We start from the raw sequence: 12,339 nt of genomic DNA, 5'->3' as shown, positions 1-12,339 counted from the left end.
CCGGTGGCATCACCGTGGCGATCCGGCCCGGGGCGTCACAGCTCCAGCGTCGCCCCGTAGTCCCGCAGCCACGCGTTCATCGCCAGCACCAGCTCGGTGCTGCTGCGGAAGCTCTGGTCCTGGGCCTCGACGGCCTGCTGGGCCGCTCCGGCGTCCAGCAGCGGCCGCACCGGGGCGTCCTTGTCGGCCATCAACTGCCGCAGCTCCCCGCGCAGCGCGCTGACGTACCGCGGGTCCTGGGTGCTGGGGTACGGGCTCTTGACGCGCTGGGCGACCATCTCCGGTAGCACGTCGAGGGTGGCCGCGCGCAGCAGCGACTTCTCCCGGCCGTCGAAGGTCTTCATCGACCAGGGGGTGTTGAAGACGTACTGGACCAGCCGGTGGTCGCAGAAGGGCACCCGCACCTCCAGGCCCACCGCCATGCTGGCCCGGTCCTTGCGGTCCAGCAGCACCTGGACGAAACGGGTCAGGTGCAGGTAGCAGATCTCCCGCATCCGGCGCTCCAGCCCGGTGTCGCCGTCCCGGTAGGGCACCTCGGTCAGCGCGTCGCGGTACCGCTGCTGCCGGTAGTCCAGCAGGTCGAGCTTGGCCAGCAGCCCGTCGTCGAACAGCGCCTCCCTCGTGCCGGTCTTGTCCCCGGCGAAGTTGCCGATCCCGGCGCCCACCAGCCACGGGAAGGTGTCGGCGGCCACCGCCTCCGGGTCGTGGAACCACTTGTAGCCGCCGAACACCTCGTCCGCCGACTCGCCCGACAGCGCCACCGTCGACTGCGCACGGATCGCCTTGAACAGCAGGTAGAGCGAGGTGTCGCCCTCGCCGAGCCCGATCGGCAGGTCGCGGGCGCGCAGTACGGCGGCCCGGTTGCCGCGGTCGATCAGCGACTCCGGGTCCAGCACGATGTCCCGGTGGTCGGAGCGCACGTGCTCGGCGAGCGCGTGGGCGTACGGGCCGTCCGGGGTGGAACGCAGCGCGTCGGGCTTGAAGTTCTCGGTCTGCCCGACGAAGTCGACCGAGAAGGAGCGCACCGGGCCGCGTCCGGCCGCGTTCAGCCCGCGGGCGGCGAGCGCGGTGATCGCCGAGGAGTCCAGGCCGCCGGAGAGCAGGGTGCACAGCGGCACGTCGGCGATGAGCTGCCGGGCCACGATGTCGTCCAGCAGCCCGCGCACGGTACGGATCGTGGTGTCCAGGTCGTCGGTGTGCTCGCGGGCCTCCAGCGCCCAGTACCGGCGCTCGGTCAGCCCCTGCCTGCGGATTCTCACCAGGTGCCCGGGGCGTACCTCGCGCATGCCCTTGTAGACCGCGTGGCCGGGGGTCTTGGTGAACGAGACCAGCTCGGCCAGGCCCTCGGCGTCCACCACCGGGCGCACCGAGGGGTGGGCGAGGATCGCCTTGGGCTCGGAGCCGAAGAGCACGCCGTCCGGGGTGGGGTGGTAGTAGAGCGGCTTGATGCCCATCCGGTCGCGTACCAGCAGGCACTCCTCGGTGCGCGGGTCCCACAGCGCGAAGGCGTACATGCCGTTGAGGTGTTCGGTGAACTCCTCGCCCCACTCCAGGTAGGCGTGGAGCGCGACCTCGGTGTCGCTGCTGGTGCGGAAGTGGTGGCCGAGCCCGGTCAGTTCGTCGCGCAGTTCGCGGTAGTTGTAGATCTCGCCGCTGTAGGTGGTCACCAGGATGGTGCGGCCGTCCCGTTCGACGCTCATGGGCTGCTTGCCGCCCTCGATGTCGATGACGGCGAGCCTGCGGTGGCCGAAGGCGGCGTGCTCGTCCAGCCAGACGCCTCCGGCGTCCGGGCCGCGGCAGGTCATCGTCGCGGTCATCGCGTCCAGCGTGCCCCGCTGGCGGGTGAGGTCGTTGTCGTAGGAGATCCAGCCGGTTATCCCGCACATGGGCGGTGTCGCCTCCTCCGGTCGGCGGCCCCGAGGATCGGGGCGCGGCTCTACCCCGTGGCCGGCCCGCGCATCCCGGTGCGGGCCGCGTGATCAAACGTACGCCTGGTTAGTTGCACGTTCCATCTGTTGCCTCGGGCAACCGAAAAAAACCAGCCACCTCCACGGCGCCCCCGGCCGCCGGAACCGGGCTTGCACCTCACGTAGCGTGAGGACCCATCGTGGAGCTCGTCAGCGCCGTGAGCGGCGGGCCGAGGAAGGCAGGACGATGGAGGACTACGCGATCGGCGAGGTGGCGCGGTACGCCAAGGTGACCGTGCGCACCCTGCACCATTACGACGAGATCGGGCTGCTGCGCCCCGGCGGACGCAGCGCCGCCGGACACCGGCGCTACCGGGACGCCGACCTCGACCGGTTGCAGCAGATCCTCTTCTACCGCGAACTCGGCTTCCCGCTGGAGGAGATCGCCGTCCTCCTCGACGACCCGGACACCGATCCCACCGAGCACCTGCGCCGCAGGCACCGGCTGATCACCGACCGGATCGAGGAGCTCGAAAGGATGGCGGCGGCGGTGGAACGAGCCATGGAGGCGAAGAAGATGGGCATCAACCTGACCCCGGAGGAGAAGTTCGAGGTCTTCGGGGAGCACGACCCCGACCAGTACGCCGACGAGGTCCAGCAGCGCTGGGGCCACACCGAGGCGTACCGCCAGTCGCAGGAGCGGGCGGCCCGCTACACCAAGGAGGACTGGCTGCGGATCAAGGCCGAGCAGGAGGACTGGGGGCGCCGCATGGTCGCCCTCGCCGCCTCCGGCGCCCCGGCCGACGGCGAGGCCGCGATGGACCTCGCCGAGGAGCACCGGCAGCAGATCTCCCGCTACCACTACGACTGCTCCTACGAGATCCACACCGGCCTCGCCGGGATGTACGTCGCCGACGAGCGCTTCGCCGCCTTCTTCGAAGCGATGCGCCCCGGCTTCGCCACGTACGTCCACGACGCGATCGTCGCCAACGCGTCCCGCCACGCCTGAGAGCCGGGCCGTCCGGCCGGACGGCCCGGTGCCCGGGCCCGCGCCGGGGGCCGGGGCCCGTCCAACGCCCGGGAGGGCCCGGCGGCCTCTGGCCGTCCGGCCAGGGGCCGGCTTGTCGGCGCCGTCCGCCCGTCCGGACCCACCGGCCCGTTCGACGCGAGGCGTCCGGCGCGCGGGCGGTGCCGTGCCCCAGTGCCGGTATGGCGCCCGGGAGCGTCCGGTGCCCGGGCTGGGGCGTCCCTTTGGCGCCGGGTGCTCAGCGGCCCGGCCTCGGCCGCCCGGCGCCGGACGGTCCGGCGACCGGAGGCGTCCTGAGCCTGGTCGTCCGGCGTTACGGGGGGCGGGCGGCGTTACGGGGGGCGGCGCTCGGGGGGGGCACGCTGTCCGGGCCCTGGGGGTCACGCCTGGGGGGCGAGGACGACGGCGGTGCCGTAGGCGCAGACCTCGGTGCCGATGTCGGCGGCTTCGGTGACGTCGAAGCGCATGGCGAGGACGGCGTTGGCACCGCGGGTGCGGGCCTGTTCGATCAGTCGGGCCATCGCCTGGTTGCGGGTCTCCACCAGGGTCTTGGTGAGCCCCTTCAGTTCGCCGCCGAGCATGGACTTCAGCCCCGCCCCGATCTGGCTGCCCAGGTGGCGGGAGCGCACGGTGAGGCCGAAGACCTCGCCGATCACCTTCTCCACGGTGTGGCCCGGCACGTCGTTGGTGGTGACCACCAGCACATCGGTGTGCGGCTGCGGGCCGCCACCGTAGTCGTCGATTCCCATGGGCCCAATCCTGCCCGGCCCCGCCGCCGGTACGCTCGGGGGGAACCCCCGGTTGCCGCAGCGCGTTCCTACCGGGGGGAAGCGACCCGACCGCCCAGGCCCTCGCCGACGGCCGACGACCAGGAGCACGCCACCTGTGACGACCCTCGCCCTGGGGCCCGCGTGGCTCAACGCCGACCAGCTGATCCAGTCCTTCGGACTGATCGGCATCCTGGTGGTCGTGTTTGCCGAGTCCGGCCTGCTGATCGGCTTCTTCCTGCCCGGCGACTCGCTGCTGTTCACCACCGGCATGCTGGTGGCCGGCCACAAGTACCTGCACTACCCGCTGTGGATGGTGTGCGCCCTGGTGGCGGTGGCTGCCGTCCTCGGCGACCAGACCGGCTACCTGTTCGGCCGCAAGGTCGGCCCCGCGCTCTTCCGCCGCCCCAACTCCCGGCTGTTCAAGCAGGAGAACGTGGAGAAGGCCCACGAGTTCTTCGAGCGCCAGGGCCCCAAGTCGATCCTGCTCGCCCGCTTCGTACCGGTGGTCCGCACCTTCACCCCGATCATCGCCGGCGTCAGCCGGATGAACTACCGCACCTTCATCGCCTTCAACTGCGTCGGCGGCGTGCTGTGGGGCGCCGGGGTCACCGTGCTCGGCTCGCTGCTGGGACGGATCGCCTTCGTCCGCGACAACATCGAGGCGATCTTCATCGTGATCGTCCTCGTCTCGGTGGTCCCGATCGCCATCGAATACCTGCGGGCCCGCCGCAGGGCCGCCCGCACCCCGGCCCCCGCCGCCCACGGCACCGTCCCCGCGCCGCGCCAGGCGCCGGGGCGGGGCCGCCACCGCGCCGGCAAGCGCTGACCCCACCGGCCCCAGCCGCCGCAACGCTTACCCGCCGCCCCCTTCGGGCACCCGCCACACTGTCCGTAAAGTTCGAGGCAGTGGACGACGCGTGCCCCGGGGCAGGCCGGGGCGAGGGAGCGGTGCAGGTGAGGGAGAGCGAGCGGACGGGGGAGTACCCGGCTCCGGGCGCGCAGGACGCCAAGCCCGAATCCGACGAGGCGCATTCCGCCTTCACCCCGCCGCTGGGCGTACCGCTGCCGCCGCCGCCCGAGCCCGAGGGGTCCGCCTTCGCGCCCCCGTCCGGCGCCTCCGCCACCGCCCCGGCGCCCCCGCCCGCCTTCACCCCGCCCGAGGGCATCCCGGTGGTCCGGCTGGCCCGGGACGCCCCCTGGCAGGACCGGATGCGCGCCATGCTGCGGATGCCGGTGGCCGAACGCCCGGCGCCGGAGACCGCCGAGAAGGCCGAGGCCGAAGGGCCGCCGGTACCCCGCATCCTCGACCTGACGCTGCGCATCGGCGAACTGCTGCTGGCCGGCGGCGAGGGCGCGGAGGACGTGGAGGCCGCCATGTTCGGCGTCGCCCACGCCTACGGCCTCGACCGCGTCGAGCCCACCGTCACCTTCACCCTGCTGTCCATCACCTACCAGCCCTCGCTGGTCGAGGACCCGGTCAGCGCCTCGCGGACGGTACGCCGCCGGGGCACCGACTACACCCGGCTCGCCGCCGTCTACCGGCTCATCGACGACATCACCGCGCACGAGGCCACCCTGGAGGACGCCTACCGCGCCCTCGCCGAGATCCGCCGCAACCGCCATCCGTACCCCGGCTGGCTGCTCACCCTCGCCGCCGGGGTGCTGGCGGGCGCGGCCAGCATGCTGGTGGGCGGCGGCCCCACGGTCTTCGCCGCCGCGGCCGTCGGCGCCATGCTCGGCGACCGGCTCGCCTGGCTGTGCGCCGGACGCGGGCTGCCGGAGTTCTACCAGTTCGTCTCCGCCGCCATGCCGGCCGCCGCGCTGGGCGTGCTGATCACCCTCTTCGGCCACCACCTGCCCGGCGGCGGCCATGTGAAGTCCTCGGCGGTGATCACCGGCGGGCTCTACGCGCTCATCCCCGGGCGCGCCCTGGTGGCCGGCGTGCAGGACGGGCTGACCGGCTTCTACATCACCGCCTCGGCCCGGCTGCTGGAAGTGCTCTACCTGATCATCGGCATCGTCTTCGGGGTGTCGATGGTGCTCTACGTCGGCGTCACCGTCGGCGCCCAGCTCCACCCCGAGGAGGCGCTCGGCGCCTTCCACGACCCGCCGGTGCAACTGCTCGCCGCCATGGTGCTCACCCTGGCCTTCGCCGTACTGCTCCAGTGCGAACGCGGCGTGCTCCCGGTGGTCACCCTCAACGGCGGCGTGGCCTGGGTCACCTACGGCAGCCTCACCCAGCAGGGCCGGCTCAACGCCATCGCGGCCACCGCGGTCGCCGCCGGCCTCGTCGGCCTCTTCGGCCAGCTGCTCTCCCGGTACCGCTACGCCTCCGCGCTGCCCTACGTCACCGCCGCCATCGGCCCGCTGCTGCCGGGCAGCGCGACCTACTTCGGGCTGCTCGCCTTCACCCAGGGCCGGCAGGTGCAGGGAGTCGCCTCGCTGGCCAAGGCGGTGGCGCTGGCGCTCGCGGTGGCCATCGGGGTCAACCTCGGCGGCGAGATCGCCCGGATGGTCATCCGGGTGCCGCTGGGCGCCGGACCGCGCCGCGCCGCCAAGCGCACCCGGGGCTTCTGACCGGGGTACGTCCACCGGGACGCGAAGACCCCCGCGAGCGGCGTTCTCGCGGGGGTCCGCCGGGCCGCCGGGAGGCGGACGTCAGTGGTGCGCCTTGCCGGACTCGGCCAGCCGCTTGACGGAACGCTCCACCTCGGCCTCGGCCTCGGCGCGCCCCACCCAGCTGGCGCCCTCCACGGACTTGCCGGGCTCCAGGTCCTTGTAGACCTCGAAGAAGTGCTGGATCTCCAGCCGGTCGAACTCGCTCACGTGATGGATGTCACGCAGGTGCTCCACCCGCGGGTCGGACGCCGGGACGCACAGCAGCTTGTCGTCGCCGCCGGCCTCGTCGGTCATCCGGAACATGCCGATCGCGCGGCACCGGATGAGGCAGCCCGGGAAGGTCGGCTCGTCGAGCAGCACGAGCGCGTCCAGCGGGTCGCCGTCCTCGCCGAGGGTGTTCTCGACGAAGCCGTAGTCCGCCGGGTAGCTGGTCGAGGTGAAGAGCCGGCGGTCCAGGCGGATACGACCGGTCTCGTGGTCCACCTCGTACTTGTTGCGCGAACCCTTCGGGATCTCGATCGTGACGTCGAACTCCAAGGCTCCTCCAAGCATGATCAGCACATGATTCTGGCAGCCAAGTCTCTCATCACCAGTATCCAGCGGTGTCGCGCAGCCCCGACGGGCGGCCACCGGGTGCCGGTTGCACGCCCCGCCGGCCACCGCGCCCCGGGCGCACCGCAGCCAAAACCCCGGTGCGCCACGTACCGTGAAGCCATGACGAGCATCGGTGGTGCCGAGATGGTCGACTGGAACCTCGCGGCGGCGACCGCGACCCGCCTGGTACGCCCCGGGCCCGAAGTCAGCCGCGACGAGGCCCGCGCCGTCGTCGCCGAGCTGCGCCGCCACGCCCAGGCGTCGGAGGAGCACGTCCGGGCGTTCACCCGGATGTACGGCATCGGCGGACCGGAAGGGCAGCAGCACGGCACCCCCGTGCTCGTGGTCGACCGGCCCGGCTGGATCAAGGCCAACGTGGCCGGCTTCCGTGAGCTGCTGCGCCCGCTGCTGGAGAAGATGCGGACCCGGCGCGGCCCGCTGCCCGGCGGCGCGGTGCTCGGCGCGGTCGGCGGCAAGGTCACCGGCGTCGAGGTCGGCGCCCTGCTGTCGTTCCTCTCCTCCCGGGTGCTGGGCCAGTACGAGACGTTCGCCCCGGCCGCCCGGGACCTGCCCGCGGGCCCGGCCGACCCGGCCCCCGGCGTCCCGCGCACCGGCCGGCTGCTGCTGGTGGCGCCCAACATCGTGCACGTGGAGCGGGAGCTCGACGTCGAACCGCACGACTTCCGGCTGTGGGTCTGCCTGCACGAGGAGACCCACCGCACCCAGTTCTCCGCGGTGCCCTGGCTGCGCGACCACATCGAGTCGGAGATCCAGGAGTTCCTGGGGCAGACCGAGATCGACCCGGTCACCCTGCTGGAGCGGCTGCGCGAGGCGGTCGGCTCGCTGGTCGCCTCGCGGGGCGAGGAGGAGCCGCCGGGCGAGGGCCGCAGCCTGGTGGAGCTGGTGCAGACCCCGGCCCAGCGGGAGATCCTGGCCCGGCTCACCGCCGTCATGTCGCTGCTGGAGGGCCACGCGGACTACGTGATGGACGGCGTCGGCCCCGAGGTCGTCCCCTCCGTCGCCGAGATCCGCGAGAAGTTCCAGCGCCGCCGCGCCTCCGGGGCCGGCCGCCTCGACCAGGCGCTGCGCCGGCTGCTCGGCCTCGACGCCAAGCTGCGCCAGTACCGGGACGGCGAGCGGTTCGTACGCGCCGTGGTCGACCAGGTCGGCATGGAGGGGTTCAACCGGGTGTGGACCTCGCCCAACACGCTGCCCACCAAGACGGAGATCGCCAAACCGGCGGAGTGGATCGCCAGGGTGCACCGCAGGTCGGAAACCTGATCCCCGCGCGCCCCGTAGTTCACCCGTCCGAGGGACCATGTCGGTCGGGTAGGCGTGCGATGCTCGGGTAACACGTCGTATCTGTCACCATTCAGCTACGCTCCGTCACCCGCTCACGCCTCCCGAACGTTGCCGGGCAGGGGTGTGTTCTCTCAGGAGGGAATGGACATGGGTCCCCATCCTGCGGTCGCCGCGATACGCCTGGCGGTCCGCCGCGTACTCCACGACGTGCTCCACGACCACGCCCGTCCGGGCGCGTCGCAGAGCCGTCCCCTGGTGCTCGCCGCGTGCAGCGGCGGCGCCGACTCGATGGCGCTGGCCTCGGCCCTCGCCTTCGAGGCCCGCAAACTCCCGCTGCGGGCCGGCGCGGTCACCGTCGACCACGGTCTCCAGTCCGGCTCCACCGCCCGGGCGCTGGACGTGGCGGCCCGGCTGCGCGCCTTCGGGCTGGACCCGGTGGAGGCGCTCGGGGTCACCGTGGGCCGCCAGGGCGGGCCGGAGGCCGCCGCCCGGGAGGCCCGCTACGCCGCGCTCTCGGCCGCCAGCGAATCCCTCGGCGCGGTCGCCGTGCTGCTCGGTCACACCCGCGACGACCAGGCCGAGACGGTGCTGCTGGGGCTCGCCCGCGGTTCCGGCACCCGGTCGCTGTCCGGCATGGCCGCCGTCTCCGGCCCCGGCGGCCGTTACCGCCGCCCCTTCCTGCTCCTCGACCGCGACACCACCCGCCAGGCATGTCTCGCCCAGGGCATCGACGTATGGGAGGACCCGCACAACGCCGACCCGTCCTACACCCGTGCCCGGGTCCGCCACGAGGCGCTGCCGGTGCTGGAGAAGTCGCTCGGCCGTGGCGTGGTCGCCTCCCTCGCCCGTACCGCCCAGCTCTTCCGGGACGACGCCGACGCGCTCGACCAGTGGGCGGCGGCGGCCGGCCACGAGGCCCGGGTGGCCGGGGACCCGGACGGCGCCCTGGAGGTGGCCAAGCTGCGGGCGCTGCCGGTGGCGGTGCGCCGCCGGGTGCTGCGGGCGGCGGCGGTCGGCGCGGGCAGCCCGAGCGGCTCGCTCTTCGCCCGGCACGTCGAGGAGACCGACCGGCTGATCACCGACTGGCGAGGTCAGGGCCCCATCAACCTGCCCGGGGGCGTCGAGGCGCGGCGCGGCAATGGCAGACTGGTCTTCCGGCGGGCGACCGAGGCCCCCTGACGTACCGAGCCGCAGGGCCCTTGCAGGAAGTAGCGCGGGTGAACGAGAAGGACATGGGCACCGACCTCGAGAAGGTGCTCATCAGCAAGGAAGAGATCGACGCCAAGCTGGCCGAGCTGGCCGCCGAGATCGACAAGGACTACGCCGGGAAGGACCTGCTGATCGTCGGGGTGCTCAAGGGCGCCGTGATGGTCATGGCGGACCTGGCCCGGGCGCTCTCCACCCCGGTCACCATGGACTGGATGGCGGTGTCCTCCTACGGCGCCGGCACCAAGTCCTCCGGCGTGGTCCGCATCCTCAAGGACCTGGACACCGACATCGCGGGCAAGCACGTGCTCATCGTCGAGGACATCATCGACTCCGGGCTCACGCTGTCCTGGCTGCTGTCCAACCTCACCTCGCGCGGCCCGGCCTCGCTGCGGGTGTGCACGCTGCTGCGCAAGCCCGAGGCGGCCAAGGTGGCCATCGACGTGACCTACGTCGGCTTCGACATCCCCAACGAGTTCGTCGTGGGCTACGGGCTGGACTACGCGGAGAAGTACCGCAATCTGCCCTTCGTCGGTACCCTCGCGCCGCACGTCTACGGCGGCTGACCGCACACTGGATGCGGCCCCCTTGGAACGGATCGCGGTTTCCTGCCGTTGGAGCAAGGGAAGAGGGGTTTGTTAACGGTCCTCGGCGTCGTCGGGTGACAATGCTGAGGTACCGTCCGAAGGTCGGGTCATACACCTAGCTGGCGCACAGCGGCCGTCATGGCCGGGGTGCTCTCACTATGGCAGGAGGGACGGGGCGTTCTCGCCCCGCATGGATGGACGTCAAACGCTACTTCCGTGGGCCGGTCATGTGGATCGTGCTGGCCGTCCTCGCCGTGGTCGTCTTGATGCAGGTCGTCGGTTCGACGGGCGGCTACAAGACTGTGGACACCGGCCAGGTCGTCAACGCAATCGACACCGGCATCGCCAAGTCGGTCAAGATCACCACCGGTGACGAGCAGACCATCTCGGTCCTGCTCGCCCCCGGTCAGAAGGTGGCCGGCAGCGACAAGATCAAGGCGAGCTACGTCGGCGAGACGCAGGCCGCCGACCTCGCCAAGCAGCTCCAGGCCCAGTACGACGCGCACAACGGCAAGCTCACCGACGGTTACACCGTCTCGCCGTCGAAGCAGAACCCGTTCGTCGGGATCCTGCTCTCGCTGCTGCCCTTCGTGCTCATCGTCGTGGTCTTCCTGTTCCTGATGAACCAGATGCAGGGCGGCGGCTCCCGGGTGATGAACTTCGGGAAGTCCAAGGCCAAGCTGATCACCAAGGACACCCCGAAGACCACGTTCTCCGACGTGGCGGGGGCCGACGAGGCGGTCGAGGAGCTCCAGGAGATCAAGGAGTTCCTCCAGGAGCCGGCCAAGTTCCAGGCCGTCGGCGCGAAGATCCCCAAGGGCGTGCTCCTCTACGGCCCGCCCGGCACCGGCAAGACGCTGCTGGCGCGCGCCGTGGCCGGTGAGGCCGGGGTGCCGTTCTACTCGATCTCCGGTTCCGACTTCGTCGAGATGTTCGTCGGCGTCGGTGCCTCCCGGGTCCGCGACCTGTTCGAGCAAGCCAAGGCGAACGCCCCGGCGATCGTCTTCGTCGACGAGATCGACGCCGTCGGCCGGCACCGCGGCGCGGGCCTCGGCGGCGGCCACGACGAGCGCGAGCAGACGCTCAACCAGCTGCTCGTCGAGATGGACGGCTTCGACGTCAAGGGCGGGGTCATCCTGATCGCGGCCACCAACCGGCCGGACATCCTCGACCCGGCGCTGCTGCGCCCGGGCCGTTTCGACCGGCAGATCGCGGTGGACCGCCCCGACCTCCAGGGCCGCCTGGAGATCCTCAAGGTGCACCAGAAGGGCAAGCCGGTCGCCCCCGACGTCGACCTGCAGGCGGTGGCCCGGCGTACCCCCGGCTTCACCGGCGCCGACCTGAGCAACGTCCTCAACGAGGCCGCGCTGCTCACCGCCCGCAGCGACAAGAAGCTGATCGACAACAAGATGCTGGACGAGGCCATCGACCGCGTCGTGGCCGGTCCGCAGAAGCGCACCCGGATCATGTCCGACAAGGAGAAGAAGATCACCGCGTACCACGAGGGCGGCCACGCCCTGGTCGCGGCGGCCTCTCCGAACAGCGACCCGGTGCACAAGATCACCATCCTGTCCCGCGGCCGGGCGCTGGGCTACACCATGGTCCTGCCGGACGAGGACAAGTACTCCACCACCCGCAACGAGATGCTCGACCAGCTCGCCTACATGCTGGGCGGGCGCGCCGCCGAGGAGCTGGTCTTCCACGACCCGACCACCGGCGCCGCCAACGACATCGAGAAGGCGACGGCCACCGCCCGAGCCATGGTCACCCAGTACGGCATGACCGAGCGGCTCGGCGCGATCAAGTTCGGCACCGACAACTCCGAGCCGTTCCTGGGCCGCGAGATGGGCCACCAGCGGGACTACTCGGAGGAGGTCGCCGGCCTCGTCGACGAAGAGGTCAAGAAGCTGATCGAGACCGCGCACAACGAGGCGTGGGAGATCCTCGTCGAGAACCGGGACGTCCTGGACAACCTGGTGCTGGCGCTCCTGGAGAAGGAGACGCTCAACAAGGAGGAGATCGCCGAGATCTTCAAGCCGGTGGTCAAGCGTCCGCCGCGGCCGGCCTGGACGGGCTCGCCGCGCCGCACCCCCTCCACCCGGCCGCCGGTGCTCTCCCCGCGGGAGCTGGCGCTGACCAACGGCGCCACCGGTGCCAACGGCGTCGCCCCCACCGTCTCCACGGTCAAGCAGCCCGCCGACACCGTCGAGCTGCCGGAGGAGAACCGGGGCGGCGAGAGCTGACCTGCCCGCCTCCGCCCGTCCGGCGGACCGGCCCGGAATGAACGCCGTGCCCCCAGGGTTCTAGCCTTGGGGGCACGGCTTCGC

Annotated in this window: 10 protein-coding genes; 7 read left to right on the top strand and 3 right to left on the bottom strand. The window is 72.0% G+C overall.

Annotated features, from left to right (window positions below; all coding sequences use genetic code 11):
• Positions 1-35 precede the first annotated feature (35 nt).
• Positions 36-1,886 (bottom strand): asparagine synthase (glutamine-hydrolyzing), encoded by a 1,851-nt coding sequence (asnB, locus tag SCATT_RS12435; protein WP_014143399.1) that lies wholly within the window; start codon positions 1,884-1,886, stop codon positions 36-38.
• Positions 1,887-2,154: 268 nt separating this feature from the next.
• Between asnB and SCATT_RS12430 the strand changes: the two genes are divergently transcribed.
• Positions 2,155-2,916: a MerR family transcriptional regulator gene (locus SCATT_RS12430; RefSeq protein WP_014143398.1), complete on the top strand. Its 762-nt coding sequence runs from the start codon at positions 2,155-2,157 to the stop codon at positions 2,914-2,916.
• Positions 2,917-3,314: 398 nt separating this feature from the next.
• On the opposite strand, the gene SCATT_RS12425 is transcribed toward SCATT_RS12430, so the two are convergent.
• A complete protein-coding gene (locus SCATT_RS12425) occupies positions 3,315-3,683 on the bottom strand; it encodes a YbjQ family protein (protein WP_014143397.1) in 369 nt (122 codons plus the stop codon).
• Between the two features lie 136 nt (positions 3,684-3,819).
• Between SCATT_RS12425 and SCATT_RS12420 the strand changes: the two genes are divergently transcribed.
• Positions 3,820-4,530 carry a DedA family protein gene (locus tag SCATT_RS12420; RefSeq protein WP_014143396.1) on the top strand — a complete coding sequence of 237 codons (711 nt, stop codon included), beginning with the start codon at positions 3,820-3,822 and terminating at the stop codon, positions 4,528-4,530.
• A gap of 128 nt (positions 4,531-4,658) precedes the next feature.
• Positions 4,659-6,281, top strand: coding sequence for a threonine/serine exporter family protein (locus SCATT_RS12415; protein ID WP_014627956.1), 1,623 nt, complete (start codon positions 4,659-4,661; stop codon positions 6,279-6,281).
• An 81-nt stretch (positions 6,282-6,362) separates the two neighbouring features.
• Here the strand turns inward: SCATT_RS12415 and SCATT_RS12410 are convergent, their stop codons facing one another.
• Complete coding sequence (locus SCATT_RS12410; protein WP_014143394.1) at positions 6,363-6,860, bottom strand: inorganic diphosphatase; 498 nt, start codon at positions 6,858-6,860, stop codon at positions 6,363-6,365.
• Positions 6,861-7,037: 177 nt separating this feature from the next.
• Here SCATT_RS12410 and SCATT_RS12405 point away from each other — a divergent pair, with 177 nt between their 5' ends.
• The 4 genes from SCATT_RS12405 to ftsH all read left to right on the top strand — a co-directional run bounded on the left by SCATT_RS12405 (position 7,038) and on the right by ftsH (position 12,255).
• The gene (locus tag SCATT_RS12405; protein WP_014143393.1) at positions 7,038-8,198 is read left to right on the top strand and encodes a zinc-dependent metalloprotease; all 1,161 of its coding nucleotides are present in this window, start codon (positions 7,038-7,040) and stop codon (positions 8,196-8,198) included.
• A 168-nt stretch (positions 8,199-8,366) separates the two neighbouring features.
• Positions 8,367-9,398, top strand: a complete 1,032-nt coding sequence (gene tilS, locus SCATT_RS12400) for a tRNA lysidine(34) synthetase TilS (protein ID WP_014143392.1) — start codon at positions 8,367-8,369, stop codon at positions 9,396-9,398.
• 38 nt (positions 9,399-9,436) lie between these two features.
• Complete coding sequence (gene hpt / locus SCATT_RS12395; RefSeq protein ID WP_014143391.1) at positions 9,437-9,991, top strand: hypoxanthine phosphoribosyltransferase; 555 nt, start codon at positions 9,437-9,439, stop codon at positions 9,989-9,991.
• A 215-nt stretch (positions 9,992-10,206) separates the two neighbouring features.
• Complete coding sequence (gene ftsH, locus SCATT_RS12390) at positions 10,207-12,255, top strand: ATP-dependent zinc metalloprotease FtsH (protein WP_014143390.1); 2,049 nt, start codon at positions 10,207-10,209, stop codon at positions 12,253-12,255.
• The last annotated feature ends 84 nt before the right edge of the window (positions 12,256-12,339 follow it).

The sequence above is a fragment of the Streptantibioticus cattleyicolor NRRL 8057 = DSM 46488 genome, assembly GCF_000240165.1.
Taxonomy (GTDB): Bacteria; Actinomycetota; Actinomycetes; order Streptomycetales; family Streptomycetaceae; genus Streptantibioticus; species Streptantibioticus cattleyicolor.
The sequence above is the reverse complement of the archived record's forward strand: the minus strand, read 5'-3'. Positions and strand labels throughout refer to the sequence as shown.